The organism is Yersinia sp. IP36721 (assembly GCF_003634395.1).
GTDB lineage: Bacteria > Pseudomonadota > Gammaproteobacteria > Enterobacterales > Enterobacteriaceae > Yersinia > Yersinia entomophaga.
In genome coordinates this window covers 32341-56666 of the sequence record NZ_QCZL01000010.1, presented here as the reverse complement: position 1 = coordinate 56666, position 24326 = coordinate 32341, and the positions used below count along the sequence as shown (strand labels likewise).

Below are 24326 nucleotides of genomic sequence, written 5' to 3'. Positions count from 1 at the left end.
TATCAGTGAGTTATTATTGATACATTATAACATCACATCAAGTTGTCAGATTCAATACTCAAGATGATATTGATGCATAATTTAGGTAACAAAGAGTGAGATAACGCGGAGAAAGGAGAATCAGGGAGAAGAGTCTAGAGTGGGAGGCCTATGGCAATAGCAGGCAAAAAATTATGGTTTAAACTGTAAATGGCATCTAATTTAATTTAAAATAATTCGTAACAGTAAATTAAATTATCTTTACCAAATGACACCGGGTTAGCCAGCTATACTGTTTCGTATTCGGAAGGGTAATGATAGCAATATCGAATGATCTTTAGTTGCCCATGTGTAAGGCTGCGTCCCTCCATCATGGGCTTCCCTTCACATTAACCGCTCAACAGATGAATTTAGTCTTAAATTTTTCTTGTACTCACAGTGCAATAATCGGGAAATATTAGGAAGCCATGACTCTCACTCGTCAAGATTAAACAATATTAAGTCTATTCTGACGTATTACACTACATTGCTAAGCTGTTTATTTGATTAATAATATTACTTATTCGAATTATTCAAAAACCACTTAAATCTCATGGACAACAGGCTGTATCAGCAGGTTCACTCCCTGCCCTTGAGTTTTGATACATTAAATAAATTAATTAGCCCATAAGCGAACAATTAATGAACAAGGAAATCCGAGGAGACTTCTCCCGCTGCCTCAGCTCTGTTTCACAACTGAGTGAGGTAATAAAAGATAATATCAGCACGATTGAAGAAAACCTGACGTCTGGGCTAATGTATTATTCCGAAGATGCACGCTACGCTGCAGGCTCATTAGAAATTCTTGAGATTAAAAACATTCAGCTTAACGATTATTCAATGACTTACCGTTATCAATGGTATATTTTTAACGCCTGTCTTGATATCAACACCCAAGATTACATTACTAACGCTGTAACATTTATTGTACATCCTGAAAAAATAATCTTTGATATAATAGATTACGACAAACCCTCTACCGCTGATGAATTGTAAGATTAAGTAATAAAGATAGAGCAGTGACTGAAAAAATGATTTATATTTGTATACGACAGACTTATTTACTTTCTGGCTGTTTACCTGTTCGTATAATGATTATCAGTCTACTCACTATGTGTTATCGCACCGATTAAGCGTTAACGGAGGGGATGATATGGATGAGTACTCACCTAAGCGACATGATATTGCTCAGTTGAAATTCTTATGTGAGAATTTGTATGATGAAGGTATTGCCACATTAGGCGATAGTCACCACGGCTGGGTAAACGATCCGACTTCTGCGATAAATTTACAGTTAAATGATTTGATCGAGCATATAGCTTCATTTGTGATGAGTTTTAAAATAAAATACGCGGAAGAAGCGGACCTCTCCGAGTTAGTGGAGGAATATCTAGACGACACTTATACACTGTTTAGTAGTTACGGAATTAATGACCCGGAATTGCGTCGCTGGCAGAAAACAAAAGACCGATTATTCAGACTATTCTCAGGGGAATACGTCTGTACCCTGATGAAAAATTAAGGGATAGTGCCCTATAATTTCTTTATTCATATTTTATTCATATATTGAGAAGAATTTCCATTATGACCAAAACTGACTATCTGATGCGTTTAAGAAAATGCACAACAATTGACACTTTAGAACGTGTTATTGAAAAAAATACGTATGAACTATCTGATGACGAACTGGAATTATTCTACTCCGCCGCAGATCATCGCCTGGCTGAGCTAACTATGAATAAACTGTATGATAAGATTCCTATGGGTGTTTGGAAGTATGTAAGGTAAATCGCTTAGCGCTGGTTAAGACGAACAACGTTGAGCCGATAACCCTATCGGCTTCAATGGGGTAATGATTTAACGGTTATCATAAACTATGTAAAAACTCTTTTCTGTCTGTACGGTTATTTACGTAACCCGGTACAACACCCCTTTACGCCAATATTTTAATCTAATTTTGTCAAATCCAGTTAAAAATAGCCTTTTATCCAAAACAATAATGGTTAGCTTCAAGGTTTAGGTATTATGGTTAGTGGCTAAAAATTCAATTCTTATAAGAAACACCCCAACGCTTTTTCCCCGTAGTTTTTTAAAAATATCCATTCTTGCCATTGATAAACTATGGGGATGACAAAGAGAGATATCTAAATACAAAATGTATTGAGCATATTGTGCCTTTGTCTCGGTTAAACGATACAGGCTAAAAGGATAACTACGGGGAGAGAGCAAACGTTGGTGAAATCGCTGCAACAGCCTAAAGAAAGCGATTAAATCATCTGGGTAGTGAGGTAGGAGTAGTCAGGTATAAGTCGTTGGGTGTAAATGGCGATATATGAGAAACAGGAGAGATTTAGGCTAGGCCAGAATTGGTGGAGACCCTGCCAGCTACATCCCGGCACACACCTCGCCTGCTGCGGCTGCTTCCTTCCGGACCTGACCGAGTTCACAAGTTAGTGTTGCGGGAGAACCAACAGAGCCTCCATTGACAGCTCCTGATACTCCGAAGCGGTGGGCATTATTGACCATACCCCGCTAAATAGCAAGACAACCCGCATCAACTGGTGGTTTCTTGCCCAACAAATGGCTAGTGGCCGTCAGAAATATGTTTCTCGCAGCTCCGGGGATATTGCATGATAATAATTCCAGGCACTCGCATTCATTTAAAAAGAGCTCCGCAGAGTATGGAACAGGAAGAAGATAGTTTCCGTCAGCGCGTATTTCATGTGGTATCCGCCATTCCTTATGGTCAGGTGACCACCTATGGCACCATCGCGCGTCTGTGCGGCTCGCCACGGGCAGCCAGACAGGTCGGTGGAGTACTGAAACGCCTGCCGGAAGGCACTAGCCTACCCTGGCATCGTGTCGTCAATCGCCACGGTGAAATCTCACTAAGCGGCGAAGATTATTTGCGTCAGCAAAAAGCCTTACTAGCGGAAGGTGTCACTTTTGAAGTTCAAGGATATATCGACCTTAAACGATTTGCCTGGCGTTGGTAATAGCGGAAAATTAAAACAGAAAGATAAAAGCAGTATGGGAAAATACGCCTTGGCATCTATTCCATCCTGCTTTTATGTCATTCTCAAAGGTGATTAAGGTGTAGTCTGAATTGGCGCGGAGGTTACCGGTACTAATACCAGATCCGCATTTGTCCCCTGACCACGGTTAATCACTTCCTGAATGGTATCAGTGATAAATAATAACTGGCCATTCTGAGTTATCGCCGCGCTAAGGATAATCCGAGCGTTAGGCGTAATTTCCGCAGGATTAAACGGCAGCACGAAAGTAAAAGGTGCCTGCTTGCCGTCGGTTCGCACTGCACGCTGAGCAATCACTTTGGAAGGAGCATCGGCCAAAGAAGCATCAGACAAGGTTACCGTAATGACTGCGTCAGGTGGCAATGCCACACGTTCGCGAATATTTACGGTACCTCTGACTGATGGCTGCGCGATAGCGGCCGAGGTCGCTGCGGCGCTTGCTGCCGTCTGGGTAGGAACTTCTGCGCCGTGATTCGCGCAACCCGCCAAGGTTACCGTTAATGCTGCGCCGCCAACTATCTGCCATAGTTTCATAGGGTCGTCTCCTTCTTATTATCCCAATGCCGGTGACTCATCGAAAATCCGGCGCTTAATAAGTGGCTTCAACCACCTAGACAGGTAATTATAGCATAAAACGCTACCTGGCGTTTCTGACATCCAGCCTAATCATTCAGTTAGCAATTAGTTTCTCTACAAACAATAGTTTGTATAGTGAATTAATAGCAATACATTGACTAGCTACCTAATAATTCAGCACACTATGCTGAAAGAAAACACAGAGGGCCACACCATGGGTCAGGCACTGCAAAAGCTCCTCAACTTGATTAATCTGGAAAAGATCGAAGAGGGTCTTTATCGTGGCCAAAGTGAAGACTTAGGGCTGCGTCAGGTATTTGGCGGACAGGTTGTCGGCCAGGCAATTTATGCTGCGAAACAGACCGCACCAGCCGATCGTTACATTCACTCTTTCCATAGCTATTTTCTTCGCCCCGGCGACAGCAGCAAACCTATCGTTTACGATGTGGAAAACCTGCGAGATGGCACCAGCTTTAGCGCACGCCGCGTCAGCGCTATTCAAAATGGCAAACCGATCTTCTTTATGACCGCGTCATTCCAAACGCCTGAAGAGGGATTTGAGCATCAGAATGACATGCCGGATGTGCCACCGCCGGAAGGTTTGGTATCGGAAGCCGAAATCGCCAAAAATCTGGCGCACCTGATTCCAGAAAAACTGCGGGATAAGTTTATTGGCCACCAGCCGATTGAAATGCGACCGGTTAAATTCCATAACCCGTTGAAAGGTCATAAAGAAGAACCGCTGCGTCACGTATGGTTCCGCGCTAACGGCCAGATGCCGGACGATTTGGATATCCACCAATATTTGCTGGGCTACGCGTCTGATTTTAACTTCTTGCCGACGGCTCTTCAGCCTCATGGCATCGGTTTTCTCGAGCCGGGAGTACAGATTGCTACCATCGATCATTCTATGTGGTTCCACCGCCCATTCCGCCTGGATGAATGGCTGTTGTATACGGTAGAAAGTACTTCAGCATCCGGCGCTCGTGGCTTTGTTCGTGGTCAGATTTACAATCGCCAGGGTGTGCTCGTCGCCTCTACGGTGCAAGAAGGGGTTATTCGTTTACGCGGCTGATGGGTACTTGTGCCGCTGATTCATTCGGTTTTACTTCTTTCTAATCTCTTTAATCAACAAAGGGGCGAAATCAATATCGCCCCTTCGCTAAATATTACTTATTTCGAACTCAAATTCTTACTGGTTATAAGCATTTTCACCGTGGCTGTTAACATCCAAACCTTCGCGTTCCTGCTCTTCTGGCACTCTCAGGCCAACGATAACATCGGCAATTTTGAAAGCGATAAAGGCAACAACGCCAGACCAGACAACACACACGCCAATACTGAAGAGCTGTACGCCGACCTGATGCCCCATGGTGACACCAGCCGCATAACCGGTGCCTCCCAGTGAAGATGCGGTAAACACGCCGGTAAGTATGCAACCTACGATACCGCAGACGCCGTGTACGCCAAATACATCACAAGTATCATCAACACGTAGCCATTTCTTCAGTAATACAACGCCCCACAACCCAGCAACGCCACCGACTAAACCAATAATCAGCGCGCCACCAACGCCCACGGTGCCCGCAGCCGGCGTAATAGCAACCAGACCCGCGATACAGCCGGAACAAGCGCCGAGCAACGATGGTTTCCCACGTAAAATCCACTCGGCAAATACCCAGGATAAAATAGCGCCAGCTGTTGCCACCACGGTATTAATAAAGGCCAATGCGGCAATTTCATTCGCTGAACTGGCAGAACCTGCGTTAAAGCCAAACCAGCCGATATACAGAATAGCGGTACCGGTAAAGACCATAGGCAAGTTGTGAGGTTTAAAGGCTTCTTTCCCAAAGCCTGCTCGTTTACCCAGCATATAGGCACCGACCAAACCGGCTACCGCGGCGTTAATATGCACCACGGTGCCACCGGCAAAGTCCAGCGCGCCATCCTGTGCCAGAAAACCGCCGCCCCACACCATATGCGCCATAGGTAAATAAGAGAAAGTCAGCCAGATCAGAGTGAAAATGAGCACCGCAGAGAAGCGGATACGTTCAGCAAAGGCACCGACAATCAACGCCACGGTAATACAGGCGAATGAAGCCTGAAACGCAACGTGAATCAATTGATAGAAAGTGCCGCTCAGGTTGGTCAAGCCAATGCCTTTCAGCATTGCCATTTCGAAACCACCGAAGAATGCGTTACCTGTGCCGAAAGCCAGACTGTAGCCGTAGATAATCCACAGTACGCAGACCAGAGCGAAAGTGACCATCACCTGTGTCATTAGTGACAGCACGTTTTTCGAACGAATCAAGCCACCGTAAAACAAAGCGATGCCTGGGATAGTCATGAACAACACCAACGCAGTGCAGATCATCATAAAGGCGTTATCGGCTTTATCAGCGACCGCAGGCGCGGCGGCCATAGCCATCGAAGGCAACATGGCTGCTGCGCTCAGGCCCCACACGGATAAACGTTTTTTCATTATCAACCCATCCCTAATCACTAAATTTGAGCCTAGAATCAGAGCGCTGCTTCGTCTGTTTCACCGGTACGAATGCGAATAACCCGTTGCAATTCGGCAACGAAAATTTTGCCATCACCGATCTTGCCGGTGTAGGCCGCTTTGCTGATGACATCAATGACTTCATCCAATTGATCATCGGCAATAGCAATGTCTATTTTGACTTTGGGCAGGAAATTAACGCTATATTCAGCCCCACGATAAAGTTCAGCATGTCCTTTCTGGCGACCAAATCCTTTCACTTCGGTTACGGTCAGCCCCTGAATACCTATGGAGGATAAGGCTTCGCGCACATCCTCAAGTTTGAATGGTTTTATTACCACGGTAACCAGCTTCATATTTGCCCCTTCTCGAATTAAGTCCGAATAACGTCTGCCGCATCAGGGATAAAGCAAAGGATGTGCCATAAATAAACTAGCGAAGAATTTATTGATAAAAAGAGGCTTGAGGATGGATTATCGACTTCAGTATAGGTGTGAATCTCACCGCAGCAGCGAGCAGTACGTTTTTTGTGCACCAAAATAGTGCCACACGCGTCACAAAAGTGCATTTCCACGAACAAGGCGGCGCAAGACGCCAGATTTTAGTGCGGGGAAGAAAATAAGCGGGCATGAATTGAATTTCAGGGGGAAAGCTCCCCCTGACAATCTGAGCTAGCTAATAGCGGCTTCTTCCGGTTCGACGGTCTCCAGTTCTTCGCTAACTAACTGCAATTGATACATTTGATAATAGCGGCCCTGTTGCGCAAGGAGTTCCTGATGCTTGCCTTGCTCCACCGCTTGTCCACGATGCAGAACTAAAATACTGTCGGCATCCACAATGGTCGACAAACGATGAGCAATCACCACCAGCGTGGTATTTTTTCGGATTAAGTGCAAAGCTTTCTGAATAGCCTGTTCCGTGCCGGAGTCAATATTGGCCGTTGCCTCGTCCAGAATCAGAATTTGCGGCGTTTGTACCAATACACGAGCCATAGCCAGTAGCTGTTTTTGTCCAACCGACAGCGTATTGCCCTGCTCCCCCAAACGAGTGTGTAATCCTTCCGGCAAGGCGCGGACCAAAGGTGCCAGTTGAACGGTTTCCAGCGTCTGCCAAACCTGTTCCTCACTGATATCACGCCCCAGTGTAATATTGGCAAAGAAAGAATCAGCCAGCACCACCGGATCTTGCTGCACCATGGAGACACCCTGTCGCAGCACTTGATGAGAGAGTGTGTCAAGCGGGCGCCCATCCAGCAGAATCTCTCCCTGCTGTACCGGGTAATAGCCCATCAGCAAGTTGGCTAGCGTACTTTTCCCACTGCCGGTATGCCCGACCAATGCGACAAAGCCTCGCGACGGCACATCCAGATTGATGTGGTTTAGCACTGTTTTATCCGAACGATAAGAGAAGGAAACGTCTCGCATCCGGATATGACCGCTGGCCAGTGGATTATTATCCTGACCGTAACCTTGCTGAGCGCGATCCATCAGTTCGAATATACGTTCCCCAGCCACCACCGCCTGCTGCATGATTGATTGCTGAGAAGTTAGCTCGATTAAAGGTTCATTCAGGCGACCAAGGTAGTTAATAAACGCGTACAGTACCCCCACACCCACCGAGCCTTCTGGGCTCAACCCAAACAGTAACAACAGCCCGCAAAGTACCAATGCCGAAAACAAGCTGAGTAATGGCCGTAGCAGGAAGCCTTCTAGACGCAGAGTTTGCATTCGCGCCCTATAGTGCGCCCGATTAACGGCAGACATTCGCTCGCCAAAACGAACCTGCTGGCGGAATTGCTGAATGACCCCCATGCCGTTGATAACTTCGTTAAAACCATCGTTAATATCTGCCAGATAGGCGCGTACTCGCCGTACCACCGGCGTGCTGTAGCGTTGATAAAGCGCCATGACCACCAAAACCGCCGGAAAAATACAGATGGCAATCCACGCCATACGCCAATCGAGGCTAAACATCGCCACCAGCATCGCGCCAATTAACGCCGCACTTTTCAGCACGGTAGAAACCACCATCACATATAAATCTTTAATGACTTCGGTATCGTTAGTAACGCGAGAAATTAATTGACCGACCGGCTGAGTATCAAATGCGCTAAGCGGCTGGCGTAGTGCGGCATCCATCACTTCAATACGCAACTGTTGCACCACACCCACGGCAGCCCGGTTAAACAGAATCGTCTGAAAATAATGCAGCGCCGCCGCCAAGAGTTGCAGCAGCAAATAGGCCAGCGCCAAGCCACTCACTACAGCCAAGGGCAAATTGCCTTTTGCGACCATATTATCGATGAAATAGCTGATCAGCAGTGGGCCACTTACCTCCGCCGCTGCCGCAATCCACAGCATGACTATCGCGATAGACAAGGGTCTTTTGTAGGCTGAACCATAAGCCAGCAGACGTTTTAACGTCGGCCAAAGTTGTCGAGCTTTACTCATCGGATACGACCTCCAGCCCTTCATCGCTATCTAAAGCTGCTTCAATTTGCTGATAACGATACATTTCCCGATACCATCCCGACTGATTCAGTAACTGCTCATGATCGCCACGCTGCACCACGCCCCCCTGTTGCATGACCAGAATTTCATTTGCCTCAGTCAATGCAGAGAGACGATGAGCGCTAATAATAACGGTGCGATGTGCTCCCCACTGACGCAGGTTCTTCAGGATTTGATGCTCCGTCTGCCCATCAACCGCCGACAGAGCATCGTCCAGAATCAATATTTCGCTATTAAGCAACAGGGCGCGAGCAATAGAAATACGCTGCTTTTGTCCACCGGAAAGCATCACGCCCCGCTCTCCCACTTCGGTTTCGTATCCCTGTGGTAACCGCAGAATATCTTCGTGAACGCTGGCTAAACGAGCCGCTTGTTCAATTTCCTGCTGCGTGGCCTCAGGCTTACCCAATGCAATATTGCCTGCAACGGTATCCGAGAATAAAAATGGCGTTTGGCTGACCACCGACAGGCGGCTACGCCAATCGTCCAAACGAATAGCCGTCAGAGGTTGCCCCTGATAGCAAATGTCACCTTCGTCTATATCAAACTGTCGTTGAATCAAGGCCAGCAAGGTACTTTTCCCCGAACCGGTTGGGCCGCATAGCCCCAGCATCTCTCCTGGCTCCAGCTTCAGCTTGACGTCTTGTAAAGCGGGCTTATCACTTCCGGGATAATCAAAGCGGCGAATATCAATCGTCAAAGTACTGCGTTCCGCCTGTAATGGCGTTTGTCCATCGACAACAACCGGAGCCTCTTCCAACAAACTACGGATACGGCCGTAAGCGGCACTGCCACGCTCAACGATATTAAACATCCACGCCAGCGCCAGCATTGGCCAAATCATCAACCCTAAATACATAATAAAACTGGTTAATTGCCCTAACGTAATGCTGCCATTCACAACCATCCAGCTACCGCCACCGATGGCCAGTAAATTGGCTACGCCGATAGCGATATAAATCGTAGGATCAAAACAGGCATCAACCTTGGCTACGTGCATATTTTTCGCACCGGCCTCGGTTGCTACACGGGAAAACTGCTCAGACTGATGATTTTCAAGGCCAAATGCCTTAATCATGCGAATGCTGGTCAGGCTCTCTTGCGCCTGATTATTTAACGCCGAGAAAGCCCCTTGCGCAGATTTAAAACGTTGGTGCAATAAATCACCGAAATAATTGATTACAATCGCCATTATCGGCATCGGTAACAACGACAGCAGCGTCAGCTGCCAGCTGATTTGTGTGCTCATCACAATCAGCACCGCACAGCCCATCACCAATGAGTCCACCAGCGTCAATACCCCTTCACCGGCGGCGAAAACCACTCGATCGACATCATTGGTGGCGCGAGCCATCAGATCGCCTGTGCGGTGACGCAAGTAAAAACCAGGATTCTGCCGGCTAAGCTGACGGTAGAAATTAGAGCGTAATTCCACCGCTAATTGATAGGATGCGCCGAAGAGTAATACGCGCCAGACGTAGCGTAGCAGATACACTATTATCGCGGTCACTACCATTACGCCAATCCATGTCCACAACATATTGGCGGACATGGTTTTTTCCGTCATACCATCCACGATGACCCCAACCAGTTTGGGTGGCAACAGCTGTAAAATGGCGATAATGATCAGCAGTACTACCGCACCCAAATAGCGACGCCATTCGCGACGAAAGTACCAGCCTAGTTGAGCAAACAATCTCACGCAGTTTTATTCCATGATATGAAGGGAAATAGTATGGAGGCGAATCGAATAATGTCAGACTCTCTCGCCACGGCTCATGCGGCATAGAATAACATCGATAAAGTTGTTATTTAGTGAATTATTCACTCAGGAACCGGTAGTACCGTTGTGTACTTAATTTTCTCCATTGCGAAGCTGGAAGTTACATCTATCAACCCCGGAACACCATTCACCATACGCTTATAGAAACTATCGTAGCTTTTCATATCCGCAACTTCGACCTGCATCAGATAGTCATATTCTCCGGCCATACGGTAGAAAGCCAGTACCTCCGGCATCTGCTTAGTGAATTGCACAAACTCCTGATACCAGCCGCTATTATGCTGTTGGGTTTTTATCAGTACGAAAGCCGTTAATCCCAGCCCCAGTTTTTCGCTATCCAAGAGCGCCACCCGGCCACGGATATAACCTTCATCCTCCAGACGCTTTAGCCTTTTCCAGCAAGGCGTTGACGTCAGATTGACTGCCTCTGCCAAAACCTGAAGAGAGAGCGTGCAATCCTCCTGCAACATACGCAGTAGTTTTCGGTCTGTTTTATCTAACATATCGCCACTCCAGAGAATAAATTTCTCTCATTAGGAGATAAAGAAGTAAAAATGGCAACAATTTTTTCCCAAAATACCGTTAACCTAGTCATAATTTGATACCCCCGACATCGCAGGCCACTACATGACCAATACTTGGGTAAAAAACGCCATCAGTGAAATAGAGGCGGATTTTCAACGCTCAGCTGATACACACTTAATTCGCTTAAATTTGCCTGAGTTTCCTGGCATTTACCTGTATCTGAAAGACGAAAGCACCCATCCAACCGGAAGTCTGAAACACCGGCTGGCGCGCTCTCTGTTTCTTTACGGCCTGTGTAACGGCTGGATAAAGGAAGGGACAACTATTATTGAGGCCTCTTCCGGCAGCACTGCGGTTTCTGAAGCTTACTTTGCCCGCCTGATTGGGTTGCCGTTTATTGCAGTTATGCCAAGCTGCACCGCGCGCAAAAAAGTCGAACAAATTGCCTTTTACGGTGGTCGCTGCCACTTTGTCGATCATGCGGGGCAAATTTATGCCGCGTCCGAGCAGTTGGCAAAAGAATTAAACGGCCATTATATGGACCAATTCACCTACGCTGAGCGAGCTACCGATTGGCGCGGAAATAATAATATTGCCGATAGTATCTATCGCCAGATGGCCCGCGAACCCTTTACCGTTCCCAATTACATTGTGATGAGCGCTGGTACCGGTGGCACTTCGGCGACGCTGGGCCGTTATATTCGTTATCAGGGGCATAATACTCAATTGATGGTAGTCGATCCGGAAAATTCGGTCTTTTACGATTGCTTCTGCAATCGGGATCGCAGCGTAACCGGCACCTGCGGCAGCCGCATCGAAGGGATTGGCCGCCCGCGCGCCGAACCCTCTTTTATTCCTGAGGTGATCGATAGCATGCTACGCGTTCCCGACGCGGCCAGCGTTGCTACGGCACATTGGTTAGAAGGCGTTTTGGGTCGTAAAGTGGGCGCCTCCACCGGCACTAACGTATGGGGTGCTTTACAGTTAGCCCGACAAATGCGTGAAAAAGGCGAGTCAGGAGCTATTGTCACTCTGCTCTGCGACAGCGGAGAACGCTATCTGGATACTTATTACAACCCTGAATGGGTGAGCGCTAACATTGGGGATTTAACCAGTTTTAAGGCGGAGTTGGAAAACCTGTAATCATCCAGTTCATCGGCCAATTTATTTAAAGTTGGTCGATAATAAGCAAAAAAAAGCCGGATAAATATCCGGCTGGCTAATAGCAATCACCTCAGAATTCGGGGGAATAGGTGAGGTGTGGTGAACTTAGCCAATGTTGCAAATAGTGAGCTACGGCCTGTTCTTCACAATGGCCAATAACCTGAAGCTGCGGCAATGCTGATTTAAGCTGAGGCAATGCGTTACCCATTACCATTCCGCGCCCAACCTGATCAAGCATTTCTTTATCATTCATTGCATCTCCAAATGCCATGCAATCGACCATTTCAACACCCAATAGTTCTGTCAACGAAGCCAGAGCAGCACCTTTATTACAGTGACGAGGTAAAACTTCCAGACAGTCCCTGGCAGAAAAACACAAATCCACCTCTTGCCCCATCCGCGCAGCTAACCTGTCCTTCAGCGGCAACAGCTCTTCGTGAGGCGCGCAGAAACAGATTTTGTGTGTTCCTGCCAAAGGTAACTGATTAAATTCAGTGAGTTGGTATTTAAACCCGCTCAGTTTATGCGCCGTTAACTGCGCCGGATCGTCACGATTGGTAAACCAGCCTTCATCGCGAAAAATATGCATGCTGGCGTTGGTAGACCAGGTTGTTCCCAGAACGAACTGCACTAATTCCGCGGGTAAATCTGTACCCTGCAATTTATTGCCGTCAATATCATGAATACGGGTTCCATTACCGGTAATCAGATAACCTTTAATTCCTAAACTGGATAAAATCCCTTTCATATCGAGGTAATGACGTCCGGTAGCAAAAGTGACAATTATCTGTCGCTGGTGCAATTGATGCAGCGCTTCCAAAGTCGCCTCACCGATCTGATGGTTACGCATTAATAAAGTTCCATCCATATCGAAAGCGGCTAAGCGGTACATACTTACCTCATAAAATTGTGAGCCTGCTGGCAGTGACAAAAGTATGGCGTAGTATTTAGGGAACTAATAGTGAACAATTAATACAAACCCTTCCGGATTTAACTATGCGCATATTTCACCGATTGGCTCAATATCAGCGTTTATATCAAGAATTTGGCCAGCAGGCTGGTAACACGACGGTTAGTGAATTAGCCAAGCTGTTTTTTTGTAGCGATCGGCATACCAGAACCCTTATCCAAAAATTTGAGGAACAGGGCTGGCTCAGTTGGGATGCGCAAGTTGGCAGAGGCAAACGAGCACGAATTCACTGCCTGAAAACACCGGATGAATTGCGAGCAACCTATCTACGCCAGTTATTACAACAAGGGGATCATCAGGGTGCATTTCAATTAGCCCAGTTGGAACCCCAGCGTCTGCATGCATTACTTAGCCCACATATGGGCGGGCAATGGCAAGCGGATAGCCCGGTACTACGAATTCCTTATTATCGAGAGCTGGAACCGCTAATTCCGCTAGAAACCAACGGGCGCGCGGAACAGCATTTGATATATACGCTACATGCGGGTCTGACCCGCTTTCAGACCGGTGATCCTCTGCCAAAGCCCGATCTGGCCCATCACTGGCACATTAGTGATGATGGCCTAACCTGGCAATTTTTCTTACGCAGCCAGCTTCGCTGGCATAATGGCGATCCCATTAGCGGAGCACAGTTACTGGAAACCTTCCATATACTGCGTCACCATCCTCGCGGTCAGCCGGGGCTGGAAAATGTTAAATCTATAACTCTGCCGCATGCGTTATGCGTCCAGTTTACCCTTGAATATCCCGATTACTGGTTGGCTCACCGTATGGCCGATTTGCCCTATCGTTTGTTTCACCCTGACTCTCCATCGGTAGGCGCCGGGCCGTTTAAAGTAGCCGACTTTGAAAAACATTTGATAAGGCTCGAACAACATGAGTTTTATCATTTGCAGCATCCCTATCTCGACAGTATCGAATACTGGATCTCCCCACAGCCTCCGGATGTTGTGGTTAACGGCAGCAGCCAGCATCCGGTCAGCATCACCATTGGGCAAAGCGAAGATATGCCCTTGGCAAAACCTGTTCAACGCAGTACCAGCCTAGGTTTTTGCTATTTAGCCATGAACCTGAAACGAGGCCAGCTCAATTCCCAGCAAGCCAGAAAAATGATGATGCTGATTCAGGCATCCGGTTTTCTGGCAAATTTATCCATTCAAAGGGGAATTATCATTCCCAGCGAAGAAATGTTGCCCGGCTGGCCTATCCCTCGGTTCCCAGAAGATAAAAGCATCACGCTACCTAAACGGCTAATTTTGCTCTACCAGCAACCAGCAGAGTTGACCATGGTTGCCAGCGAGTTGAAAAAATTACTCGCCGAACACGGCTGCGAGCTTGAAGTTCAATTTTGCGCCAACAAACACTGGCAAAGCGTTAACCAATGTGAACAAGCAGACCTCTTAATGTCAGACCATCTTGTTGGAGAATCCCGCGAAGCCACCATGGAAAGTTGGTTACGCCATGATTTTTTATGGCAGGGTATTCTTCCGGCAGACTTACTGCTTTGGCAACAGCAGTCATTACTGCAAATTCAACAGGTTAAAGCACCAAGTGAACGTTATGCATTATTGCGGGAACACTATCTACAGCTGATGTCCACCGGGTTGGTTCTGCCGCTATTAAATTATCAATATCAGGTTAGTGCGCCACCGAGAATCAAAGGCGTTACGCTCACCGCCTACGGTTGGTTTGATTTTTGTCAGGCCTGGTTGCCCCCTACCCCAGATTCATCGCTGGATAACGCCATATTAGATAATTAAAGCGAACTATCCTTGGATAGCGCTTATTGCAGGTACAGTAATTATCAATGGCTTCACTGATTCAATTCGGCCTGTTATTACCTTTTAGCCAGCTAACTGAGTTAACATAGCCACAGTATTTAATTTCCGGCTCAAGGTTATTGTTATATCGACCTTAAGCCTACGAGGGAGCGATTAATGAAACGCGCAGTCGTAGTATTTAGCGGTGGGCAGGACTCCACCACCTGTCTGATTCAGGCATTGCAGCAATATGATGAAGTTCACTGTGTGACTTTTGATTATGGTCAGCGCCATCGTGAAGAGATCGACGTAGCCCGCGAACTTGTCATTCAATTAGGCGCCAAAGCGCACAAAGTGCTGGATGTCTGCATGCTAAACGAGCTGGCGGTCAGTAGCCTAACTCGCGACAGTATTCCCGTGCCGACTTATGAAGAAAGCAGCGAAAATGCCATTCCCAACACCTTCGTTCCCGGCCGCAATATCCTGTTTCTGACTCTGGCGGCAATCTACGCTTATCAGGTACAAGCAGAAGCGGTCATTACCGGTGTATGCGAAACGGATTTCTCTGGCTACCCAGATTGCCGCGATGAATTTGTTAAAGCCCTCAACCATGCCATTAATCTCGGCATCGCGCGGGATATCGCTTTCATCACTCCGCTAATGTGGCTAGACAAAGCTGAGACCTGGGCATTAGCCGATTATTACCAACAGCTAGACCTTATTCGCCACCACACGCTGACCTGCTATAACGGCATTAAAGGCGATGGCTGCGGCGAATGTGCAGCCTGCCACTTACGGGCTAATGGGCTGAATAATTACCTAACTAATAAGTCTGCTGTCACGACCAGCCTTAAAAAGAAAATCGGTCTACTTTAATTTCAGTTTCCCCAGTTTGGTTCAGCCCTAATCGGTTCAACCTAAACAGGCCTATGCAGTCTGTGATACATAAATTCACAGGCTGCTTGCTATAGAGCTATAGAGCAATGCAAAATATTATTCGAACAAACTGAACCCAAATAGCCGCAACGATTTTCAAAGTAAGCTAATTAAAGCACCATTGCTCATCAGGACGACTACTGCCCTTGCGTCGGCTCTTCTAACGCACTCAATCTTTCCCGAAGCTCGCCGTCTATTGGCACAGCTTTTTGTGTTCTCAGATCAATACAAACAAAAGTCAGTGCGGCATCAGCCACCAGCGAACCATCGGACTCTAAGGTCACAATCTGATTAAGCACCCCGCTTTTACCACTGAGTTTTACCAAATGGCTATCTATGCGTAGCACATCACCTAACACCGCGGGTTTACGGTAACTAATATTGACGTTCACCACGATAAAAGCGATATGGTTGCGGGTCATCCACTGAAATGCTTCCTCCCCATCCAGCCATTCCCAGCGCGCTTGCTCAAGAAACTCAAGATAACGGGCATTATTAACATGCTGATAAACGTCAATATGAAAACCACGAACTGTTATATGGGTGCGCATAGAAAACCTCAGCTACGGGATAAAATCGAATGCAGGTAAGCATCTGCCAGAACTGTAAACCAAACTGGTATGACCTCATCGATAATAGCAGAGCCACCCAAGCACATAGCAGACTCACTATATAACTTAGATTTAGATCACAGTTAGTTAACCAATTATTTACATTTTCGCTCTCTGCGAACAGCCTTACACCAACTCCACTATTGCAGAATAAAATAGCTGAACTGAACGCACCCCATTAGCTCAGCTATAGTAAAAAATATACCAATAAGTTAGTTACCTAATAATTCCAATTTGTGTTTTAACTCCCCTTCCATAGGCAGCGCTTTTTGTATTCCCATATCTATGCAGACAAACGTCATATCAGCGTCTGCGATAACCGCGCCGTCCGATAACCTTTTCATGACCTGCTTGAATTTCCCGCAGCGCCCTTCCAGGGAATACACCAGACTCTCAATTCGTAGCAGATCTCCCTCAACGGCCCCTTTACGATAATTAATATTGATATTTACCATATAGAAACCAATATTCCGTTCTTTCAACCATTCCAGCCGATTCTCTCGATCAAGCCAACGCCAGCGCCCCTCCTCAAAGAACTCCAAATAACGTGAATTATTGACATGTAAATAACCATCAACATGATAGCTTCTAACCAAAACTTCATGATGCATGCTAATCAACGCCCCTTTCATCATTTATGAATTTTTCAAATACATACGCCACAGAACTGGTATGACCTGATGAAAGGTTAGCAGCCAATGTTATAAACCACTAACTAAATGATTAAATATCATTCAACTTACATTTTTATTTTCTGCCGATTGCGCTCAATAAATATCGGCCCAATACCTGAAACCTCTTGCAGTTGCTCTATTTGACTAAAGAAGCCAAATTCCTCTCGATAGCGAACAATGGCCTGGGCTTTTTTCAAACCAATACCGCTCAGCGCAGCAGCCAGCTCTTCTGCCGTGGCTTTATTAACATTTATCAGTCCGTCTTCTGCCTCATTTTTCCCGGCTGAAGGCTTATTGGTGTTTGCTCCGTCAGCTTTCAAGTTATTTTCTTTCGACCTATTCCACGACTTCTCTGAGGTTTGAGCCGATGCTTTTGATGAGTTGGTTTGCACGGATTCTTTCGTTTGATTAGGAGCCGCTAGCGTTACCGGAGCTGATAACCAGGCCAGTAGCAATGCCAGTGCTAAGGATTTTCCATTATTTTTCATGCTGTATCCTCCATGTATTTGACAGCATCTGTACCTTGCCTCAAGCGTTTTTTTTCGGCAAATCACGGATTCCAGATATGCGAAAGGCCGCTAAAGCGGCCTTTCATTGTTACATCGGTTTGCAGAGGTTTGCGATGTTTACTGCGGCTGTTGTTGTTCCGCAGCACCCATTTTAATCGTTGCCTGTTTGTGCAAGTTAGCCATCAGCGCATCCAGAGTCACCCCGCCGATACCCTCTTCCATTTTAGCAATGAAGTTTGCCATTTCACCCTCTGGTAATTTACCCGGCGTAACGGAAAGCAATTCGATCAATACAATATTGTCCTGACGATCCTGAGATAAACCGTAAACCGGTTTGTCCGCCTGCGGATGAGGCAGCGCAAATACGGTTTGAACTAACTGATCGTCATCCGGCGCACGAGCGATGGACTTCTTCTCGCCAAAGCTCAGACCAGCGGCTTTCATCGCTTCTTCGCCTTTATCTTGCTTCAGCGCAGCCAGAATTTTTTCACCGTCAACGCGAGCCTGCTGCTCTGCTTTCTGGCGTTTAACCAGTTCAGCAACCTGATCGCGTACCTGATCAAATGGCTGTACGCCTTCTGGTTTATGACCATCGATACGAATCACGAATGCGCGATCGCCATCAACGGTAATGACATCAGAGTTACTGCCAGGAGCACCATTCTCACCAACCAAAGCGCCATCAAAGATAGCCTGAACTACGGGTTTGAAATTCACTTCGGCAGGTACAGAATCACGAGTAAACCAACCGGTTTGCTTCGCTTTGGCACCAGCAGCTTCTTCAGCTGAAGCCAGAGACTCATTATCACTGGTTGCCGCCTCGCTCACTTTCTGCTGCAACGCATAATAAGCATCAACCGCTTTTTCCTGCTTAACTTTGGCTGCCAGCGAATCATGCACTTCAGACAGCGGCTTAACCTGCTCTGGCTTGACGTCGTTCAAGCGAACGATCAAATAACCCACAGAAGACTTCACCACGCCAGACAGCTGGCCTTTTTCGGTCAGATTCGCTTCTTTCAGCTCATCGGCGGTTGTCTCAGGTTCTAACCAACCCAGTTCACCGCCATTTTTACGAGAAATAATGTCGGTGGATTTTTCTTTCGCCAACGTAGCGAAATCAGCACCTTTTTTCAGTTCATCCAAAGCAGCCTTGGCATCTGCCTCGGTTTTAAATTGAATAACGCTGTAATTTCTGCGCTCCGGCTGAGTAAAACTGGATTTGTGCTGATCGTAATAAGCAGCAATATCTTCTTCAGTCACGGTGATTGTATCTTGCATCGCTGCCGCATCCATGGCGATGAAACTCACTTTCATCTCTTCAGGCGCGATAAAGCTGTTTTTGTTCTGATCGTAATAGGCTTTCAGCTCTTCATCAGTGACTTTCTGCTGAGCCTGTAACGCTTTCAGATCCAAGGTTGCCAGTCGCACTTCACGCTGTTGCAAAATCAGCTCGGACATAGCGGTAGCTTCTGCCGGCAGTGCAAAACCGCTGTCGTTAAAGGCCTGTAGCAATTGCTGATTAATCAACTGCTGACGTTGTACCTGCGCGAACTGATCGAGGCTGTAGCCCATACGGTTTACTAGCTCGAGATATTTGCTGTTATCGAACTGACCGTTAGTCTGGAAATAAGGAATCTGGCGAATAGATTCTTTTACCTGATCGACACTGGCAGTCAGGCCGAGTTGTTTAGCATATTGGTCGAGCAACATGTTGTTGACCAGTTGCCCCAACACCTGCTGACGCAGCTGCTGCATATAACCTTCATTACCAGCCAGCACGGAGAACTGCTCGCCTAGCTGTTGCTGTAAACGACTACGTTCACTTTGCATTGCCTGTTCAAGCTGGGCACGGCTTATCTCTTGGCCATTAACCTTAGCTGCATAGTCGTTGGAGCCACCGATCAGATAGCCGCCCACGCCGGTCAGGATAAAGGACAACATAATCAGGGCCAGGATGATTTTGAGCACGACGTTATTTGCAGCCGCGCGTAAATTGTCCATCATAATGTGACAATACTCCGCTGTAATGTGGATAAAAACTCTTGCTCAGGTATGAAGACCCAGCGTTCCTTGCGTCAGCCCAAAATCGTTGCTGCGCGATAAAACTTCTCACAGTGGCCAACGCCGCCATTGCCTTACGGCTAAGTCAGCATTTTACGCCAGTTCAACTGCCAAGCGAAAAAAAAGCGCATCAGTTACGATGCGCCTTATATCTTACCTTACCAACTCAACTGCGTCAGGTTATTGTTTATCACAAACAATATTTGGCACCGAAGAGATCTGAGGTAGTCATCAGTTAACTGCGTCTTTCAGGCCTTTACCAGCACGGAAGCCTGGTACTTTTGCAGCTGGAATACTGATTTCTTTACCGGTCTGAGGGTTACGGCCAGTACGGGCAGAGCGCTCACGTACTGCAAAAGTACCGAAACCAACCAGAGCTACATCATCCCCTTCTTTCAAGGATTCAGTAACAGAAGCAATAATTGCATCTAACGCGCGCCCAGCGGCCGCTTTAGAAATATCAGCACCTGCGGCAATTTTGTCGATCAGTTGTGACTTATTCACTCTTTCATCCCCTTTAGAATTCTATCGTCGCGCCGAAAATCCCTACGGACAACACGACAGCGCAGCTGTTATATCAATCCTGTCTAGCCTTGGCAAGCAACCTAAAGGCGAATGCTTTCGTCAGACAGCCGATCTAACTTAGCGGCACAAAAAATAGCTGGCAAGTAGGATTTCGCTTACCAGCATTAGTTTTATCAATACTTCTTGCTATCCGTCACTATTTTGACGCAACAGGCTGTGCGCCAAAGGCCGGATTTTGCAACGCAATGGCTAAAACATCATCAATGCGCTTAACCGGATGAATCTCCAGATCGGCGATAACGTTGTCTGGAATCTCTTCCAAATCACGTTTGTTCTCATCTGGGATCAGTACCACTTTGATACCACCACGATGAGCTGCCAGCAGTTTTTCTTTCAATCCACCGATAGGCAATACCAAACCACGCAGCGTAATTTCACCCGTCATGGCGACGTCGGCGCGCACAGGGTTACCCGTCAGGCAGGAGACCAACGCAGTACACATTGCGATACCTGCACTTGGGCCATCTTTCGGCGTAGCGCCTTCAGGTACGTGAACGTGAATATCACGTTTTTCGTAGAAATCAGGGTTAATCCCCAATTTATCCGCACGAGCACGAACGACTGTCAGCGCAGCCTGAATGGATTCCTGCATGACTTCACCCAGAGAGCCGGTATAGGTCAATTTGCCTTTACCCGGAACACAGGCGGTTTCAATAGTCAGCAGATCGCCACCCACTTCGGTCCATGCCAGACCCGTTACCTGACCAACGCGGTTTTCAGTATCGGCGCGACCATAGTCAACCTTCTGAACACCCAAGAAATCCTTCAGGTTATCTCCGTTGATTTCGATGTGTTTAACCGTTTTATCCATTAGCAGATTTTTTACTGCTTTGCGGCACAGTTTGGAAATTTCACGTTCCAGACTACGTACCCCAGCTTCGCGGGTGTAATAACGGATAATGCTAATAATCGCGCTGTCATCAATAGTCAGCTCGCCTTTCTTAATGGCATTACGCTCGAACTGTTTTGGTAGCAGGTGCTGTTTAGCAATGTTGAGTTTTTCATCTTCGGTATAACCAGACAGACGAATCACTTCCATACGATCCAGCAACGGTGCTGGGATATTCATGGAGTTGGAGGTCGCCACAAACATCACATCGGACAAATCGTAGTCCACTTCCAGATAGTGGTCGTTAAACGCCACGTTTTGCTCTGGATCCAGCACCTCCAGCAACGCTGACGCCGGATCGCCGCGCATATCGGACGCCATTTTATCGATCTCATCCAACAGGAAGAGTGGGTTTTTCACACCCACCTTCGCCATTTTCTGGATCAATTTACCTGGCATAGAACCGATATAGGTACGACGGTGGCCACGAATTTCCGCTTCGTCACGCACGCCGCCCAACGCCATACGGACGTACTGACGCCCGGTCGCTTTGGCAATAGATTGCCCCAGAGAGGTTTTACCCACGCCCGGAGGCCCTACCAGGCACAGGATTGGGCCTTTGATTTTGCTGACTCGGCTCTGAACCGCAAGATACTCAAGGATGCGGTCTTTCACGCGCTCCAAACCATAATGGTCGGTATCCAACACTTCCTGCGCCTTGACCAAGTCTTTTTTAACTTTGCTACGGCTGTTCCACGGAACCTGCAACATCCAATCGATATAACCGCGCACTACGGTAGCTTCCGCAGACATCGGCGACATCATTTTCAGTTTTTGCAGCTCAGCTTCGGTTTTTTCACGCGCGTCTTTCGGCATTTTCGCCGCTTCGATTTTGCGTTTCAGCGCTTCGTGTTCATCCGGCGCATCGTCCATTTCACCCAGTTCTTTCTGAATAGCTTTCATTTGCTCATTCAGATAGTACTCACGCTGGCTCTTTTCCATCTGCTTTTTAACGCGGTTACGGATACGCTTCTCAACCTGTAACAGATCGATTTCCGACTCCATCATTGCCATCAGATATTCAAGACGTTCGGTAATGTCGAACATTTCCAACACTGCTTGTTTATCATTCAATTTCAATGGCATATGTGCAGCAATGGTATCCGCCAGACGTGCAGCGTCTTCAATGCTATGCAGGGAGGTCAGGACTTCCGGTGGGATTTTTTTATTCAGTTTGATATAGCCTTCAAACTGATTAATTGCCGTGCGCACCAGTACTTCCTGCTCACGCTCATCGATTGCAGGTGATTCCAGGTATTCGGCCTGGGCAGCGAAATGCTCTCCGCTGTCAGACAGAGTGGTAATGCGCACACGCTGTAACCCTTCGACCAGTACTTTGACTGTGCCATCAGGCAATTTCAGCATTTGCAAAATAGAGGCAACGGTGCCAACAGAAAACAGATCGTTGATACCAGGCTCATCCGTCGACGCTTCTTTCTGTGCAACCAACATGATTTTTTTATCATGTTCCATTGCAGCTTCCAGGCACCGAATCGACTTCTCCCGGCCAACAAACAGTGGGATCACCATATGCGGGTAAACCACTACATCGCGCAGAGGCAATACAGGGATTTCTATGCGTTCGGAACGCTCAGGGTTCATAGAGCTCTCTCTTATGTTTAGCTTCCGCCAGATTTCAGGAAATCTCGTGAAACACGGGAGGTCACGAGTTTCACTAAATAGGTTATTGAGTATATGGGGACGAATGTCTTACATTCAACGATAACAATGCGAGGAAAAAGAAATGGGGGATAAAATCCCCCATTATCTTACTAACTGTCTGGATTATTTGGCTAATTATTCGCCAGAAGCTTGCGCTTCAGGCTGGCCGTAAATCAGCAGCGGTGCAGATTGACCGGCGATAACTGATTCATCAACAACCACTTTATCCACACTTTCCAAAGATGGCAGATCGTACATGGTGTCCAGTAAAGCCGCTTCTACGATAGAACGCAGGCCACGAGCACCGGTTTTACGCGCCATTGCCTTTTTAGCAATCGCCGTCAGAGCTTCATCGCGGAATTCCAGCTCAACGCCTTCCAGATTGAACAACGCCTGATACTGCTTGGTCAGGGCGTTTTTCGGCTCTTTCAGAATCTGAATCAGGGCGTCTTCGCTCAATTCACTCAAGGTAGCAACAACGGGCAAACGACCAATGAATTCAGGAATTAACCCGAACTTGATCAAATCTTCTGGCTCAGCCTGTCTTAGCAATTCGCCTTCGGTTGCTTTCTCGGATTTTCCTTTTACCGTTGCGCCAAAACCAATACCGGTACCGGTATTCAGACGCTGCCCGATAACTTTATCCAGACCAGCAAATGCGCCGCCACAGATAAACAGAATCTTCGAGGTATCAACCTGCAGGAACTCCTGCTGCGGATGTTTGCGTCCACCCTGTGGCGGTACGGCAGCAATAGTACCTTCGATCAGTTTCAGCAAGGCTTGCTGTACGCCTTCACCTGATACGTCACGGGTAATTGACGGGTTGTCCGATTTACGAGAAATTTTATCAATTTCATCGATATAGACAATACCGCGCTGCGCTTTCTGCACATCGTAATCGCATTTCTGCAACAGTTTCTGGATGATGTTTTCGACGTCTTCACCCACGTAACCGGCTTCGGTTAGCGTCGTCGCATCGGCCATGGTGAATGGCACATCCAGGAAACGAGCCAGCGTTTCCGCCAACAGTGTTTTACCGCTACCCGTTGGACCGATTAGCAAAATGTTACTTTTGCCCAGCTCAATGCCGTTGCTGGTATCACCGTTACGCAGACGCTTGTAATGGTTATAAACCGCAACCGCCAACACTTTTTTCGCTGGTTCCTGCCCGATGACATAATCATCCAGATGGCGACGGATTTCATGCGGTGTTGGCAATGAGCTACGCTCCCGATGCGGGGCGACCTCTTTAATCTCTTCGCGAATAATGTCGTTGCACAAATCGACACATTCATCGCAGATATACACTGACGGCCCGGCAATCAGCTTACGCACTTCATGCTGGCTTTTGCCGCAGAAAGAGCAATACAGCAGCTTTCCTGAACCGTCTTTGCGCTTATCTGTCATCAGTAAACCTCTTCTTTAGTATCTGCCGTCACTAACAACAGGACGGCAGGGAGACTATTCTCGTTACTTCTGGACGTCACGTCTTCATCAAACGGACTGCCGGCACCTTAGCGTGCTAAAAGACTAAACTTTTCCAATTATAGTCTAT

Annotated in this window: 22 protein-coding genes and 1 other RNA gene; 8 read left to right on the top strand and 15 right to left on the bottom strand. The window is 47.2% G+C overall.

What is annotated here, in order from left to right; all coding sequences use genetic code 11:
• Positions 1-660 precede the first annotated feature (660 nt).
• The 3 genes from DBA33_RS10345 (at position 661) to DBA33_RS10335 (ending at position 1806) form a co-directional block, all read left to right on the top strand.
• Complete coding sequence (locus DBA33_RS10345) at positions 661-1014, top strand: hypothetical protein (protein ID WP_064512275.1); 354 nt, start codon at positions 661-663, stop codon at positions 1012-1014.
• Positions 1015-1171: 157 nt separating this feature from the next.
• Positions 1172-1540: an Hha toxicity modulator TomB gene (gene tomB, locus DBA33_RS10340; RefSeq protein WP_064512273.1), complete on the top strand. Its 369-nt coding sequence runs from the start codon at positions 1172-1174 to the stop codon at positions 1538-1540.
• Between the two features lie 62 nt (positions 1541-1602).
• Positions 1603-1806 carry an HHA domain-containing protein gene (locus DBA33_RS10335; RefSeq protein ID WP_064512271.1) on the top strand — a complete coding sequence of 68 codons (204 nt, stop codon included), beginning with the start codon at positions 1603-1605 and terminating at the stop codon, positions 1804-1806.
• A 588-nt stretch (positions 1807-2394) separates the two neighbouring features.
• Here DBA33_RS10335 and ffs read toward each other — a convergent pair.
• An RNA gene (gene ffs, locus DBA33_RS10330) (signal recognition particle sRNA small type) lies at positions 2395-2491 on the bottom strand.
• Positions 2492-2699: 208 nt separating this feature from the next.
• On the opposite strand from ffs, the gene DBA33_RS10325 reads away from it, so the two are divergent.
• Positions 2700-3014 (top strand): MGMT family protein, encoded by a 315-nt coding sequence (locus tag DBA33_RS10325; protein ID WP_235601054.1) that lies wholly within the window; start codon positions 2700-2702, stop codon positions 3012-3014.
• Between the two features lie 93 nt (positions 3015-3107).
• Here the strand turns inward: DBA33_RS10325 and DBA33_RS10320 are convergent, their stop codons facing one another.
• Complete coding sequence (locus DBA33_RS10320; protein WP_120806396.1) at positions 3108-3587, bottom strand: YbaY family lipoprotein; 480 nt, start codon at positions 3585-3587, stop codon at positions 3108-3110.
• A 256-nt stretch (positions 3588-3843) separates the two neighbouring features.
• On the opposite strand from DBA33_RS10320, the gene tesB reads away from it, so the two are divergent.
• Positions 3844-4704, top strand: coding sequence for an acyl-CoA thioesterase II (tesB, locus tag DBA33_RS10315; RefSeq protein ID WP_064512267.1), 861 nt, complete (start codon positions 3844-3846; stop codon positions 4702-4704).
• Between the two features lie 117 nt (positions 4705-4821).
• Here tesB and amtB read toward each other — a convergent pair whose 3' ends face one another.
• The 5 genes from amtB to DBA33_RS10290 form a co-directional block, all read right to left on the bottom strand.
• Positions 4822-6111, bottom strand: coding sequence for an ammonium transporter AmtB (gene amtB / locus DBA33_RS10310; RefSeq protein ID WP_064512266.1), 1290 nt, complete (start codon positions 6109-6111; stop codon positions 4822-4824).
• 38 nt (positions 6112-6149) lie between these two features.
• On the bottom strand, positions 6150-6488 hold the full coding sequence (gene glnK, locus DBA33_RS10305) for a P-II family nitrogen regulator (protein ID WP_009114005.1): 339 nt from the start codon (positions 6486-6488) through the stop codon (positions 6150-6152).
• A gap of 315 nt (positions 6489-6803) precedes the next feature.
• Positions 6804-8582: a SmdB family multidrug efflux ABC transporter permease/ATP-binding protein gene (locus DBA33_RS10300; protein WP_120806392.1), complete on the bottom strand. Its 1779-nt coding sequence runs from the start codon at positions 8580-8582 to the stop codon at positions 6804-6806.
• Entirely contained in the window at positions 8575-10344 is a 1770-nt protein-coding gene (locus DBA33_RS10295) for a SmdA family multidrug ABC transporter permease/ATP-binding protein (protein ID WP_120806390.1), read from the bottom strand. The genes DBA33_RS10300 and DBA33_RS10295 overlap by 8 nt, the downstream gene beginning before the upstream one ends.
• 122 nt (positions 10345-10466) lie before the next feature.
• Positions 10467-10928: an Lrp/AsnC family transcriptional regulator gene (locus DBA33_RS10290; protein WP_049598560.1), complete on the bottom strand. Its 462-nt coding sequence runs from the start codon at positions 10926-10928 to the stop codon at positions 10467-10469.
• A gap of 124 nt (positions 10929-11052) precedes the next feature.
• Here DBA33_RS10290 and DBA33_RS10285 point away from each other — a divergent pair, with 124 nt between their 5' ends.
• Positions 11053-12093, top strand: a complete 1041-nt coding sequence (locus DBA33_RS10285) for a PLP-dependent cysteine synthase family protein (protein ID WP_064512260.1) — start codon at positions 11053-11055, stop codon at positions 12091-12093.
• Between the two features lie 91 nt (positions 12094-12184).
• Here the strand turns inward: DBA33_RS10285 and cof are convergent, their stop codons facing one another.
• The gene (cof, locus tag DBA33_RS10280) at positions 12185-13006 is read right to left on the bottom strand and encodes an HMP-PP phosphatase (RefSeq protein WP_120806388.1); all 822 of its coding nucleotides are present in this window, start codon (positions 13004-13006) and stop codon (positions 12185-12187) included.
• Positions 13007-13110: 104 nt separating this feature from the next.
• Here cof and DBA33_RS10275 point away from each other — a divergent pair, with 104 nt between their 5' ends.
• Positions 13111-14844 carry an SgrR family transcriptional regulator gene (locus tag DBA33_RS10275; RefSeq protein WP_120806387.1) on the top strand — a complete coding sequence of 578 codons (1734 nt, stop codon included), beginning with the start codon at positions 13111-13113 and terminating at the stop codon, positions 14842-14844.
• Between the two features lie 177 nt (positions 14845-15021).
• Positions 15022-15720, top strand: a complete 699-nt coding sequence (gene queC, locus DBA33_RS10270) for a 7-cyano-7-deazaguanine synthase QueC (RefSeq protein ID WP_120806385.1) — start codon at positions 15022-15024, stop codon at positions 15718-15720.
• Between the two features lie 197 nt (positions 15721-15917).
• On the opposite strand, the gene DBA33_RS10265 is transcribed toward queC, so the two are convergent.
• The 7 genes from DBA33_RS10265 to clpX all read right to left on the bottom strand — a co-directional run bounded on the left by DBA33_RS10265 (position 15918) and on the right by clpX (position 24178).
• On the bottom strand, positions 15918-16331 hold the full coding sequence (locus DBA33_RS10265) for a thioesterase family protein (RefSeq protein WP_064512253.1): 414 nt from the start codon (positions 16329-16331) through the stop codon (positions 15918-15920).
• Positions 16332-16603: 272 nt separating this feature from the next.
• The gene (locus tag DBA33_RS10260) at positions 16604-17002 is read right to left on the bottom strand and encodes a thioesterase family protein (protein ID WP_064512251.1); all 399 of its coding nucleotides are present in this window, start codon (positions 17000-17002) and stop codon (positions 16604-16606) included.
• A gap of 128 nt (positions 17003-17130) precedes the next feature.
• Entirely contained in the window at positions 17131-17553 is a 423-nt protein-coding gene (locus DBA33_RS10255) for a helix-hairpin-helix domain-containing protein (RefSeq protein WP_120806383.1), read from the bottom strand.
• Positions 17554-17691: 138 nt separating this feature from the next.
• Positions 17692-19578, bottom strand: a complete 1887-nt coding sequence (gene ppiD / locus DBA33_RS10250; RefSeq protein WP_064512247.1) for a peptidylprolyl isomerase — start codon at positions 19576-19578, stop codon at positions 17692-17694.
• A 288-nt stretch (positions 19579-19866) separates the two neighbouring features.
• Positions 19867-20139, bottom strand: coding sequence for a nucleoid-associated protein HU-beta (gene hupB, locus DBA33_RS10245; protein WP_004392663.1), 273 nt, complete (start codon positions 20137-20139; stop codon positions 19867-19869).
• A gap of 217 nt (positions 20140-20356) precedes the next feature.
• Positions 20357-22711 carry an endopeptidase La gene (lon, locus tag DBA33_RS10240; RefSeq protein WP_049598546.1) on the bottom strand — a complete coding sequence of 785 codons (2355 nt, stop codon included), beginning with the start codon at positions 22709-22711 and terminating at the stop codon, positions 20357-20359.
• Between the two features lie 195 nt (positions 22712-22906).
• Positions 22907-24178, bottom strand: a complete 1272-nt coding sequence (clpX, locus tag DBA33_RS10235) for an ATP-dependent protease ATP-binding subunit ClpX (RefSeq protein ID WP_064512245.1) — start codon at positions 24176-24178, stop codon at positions 22907-22909.
• Between the last annotated feature and the right edge of the window lie 148 nt (positions 24179-24326).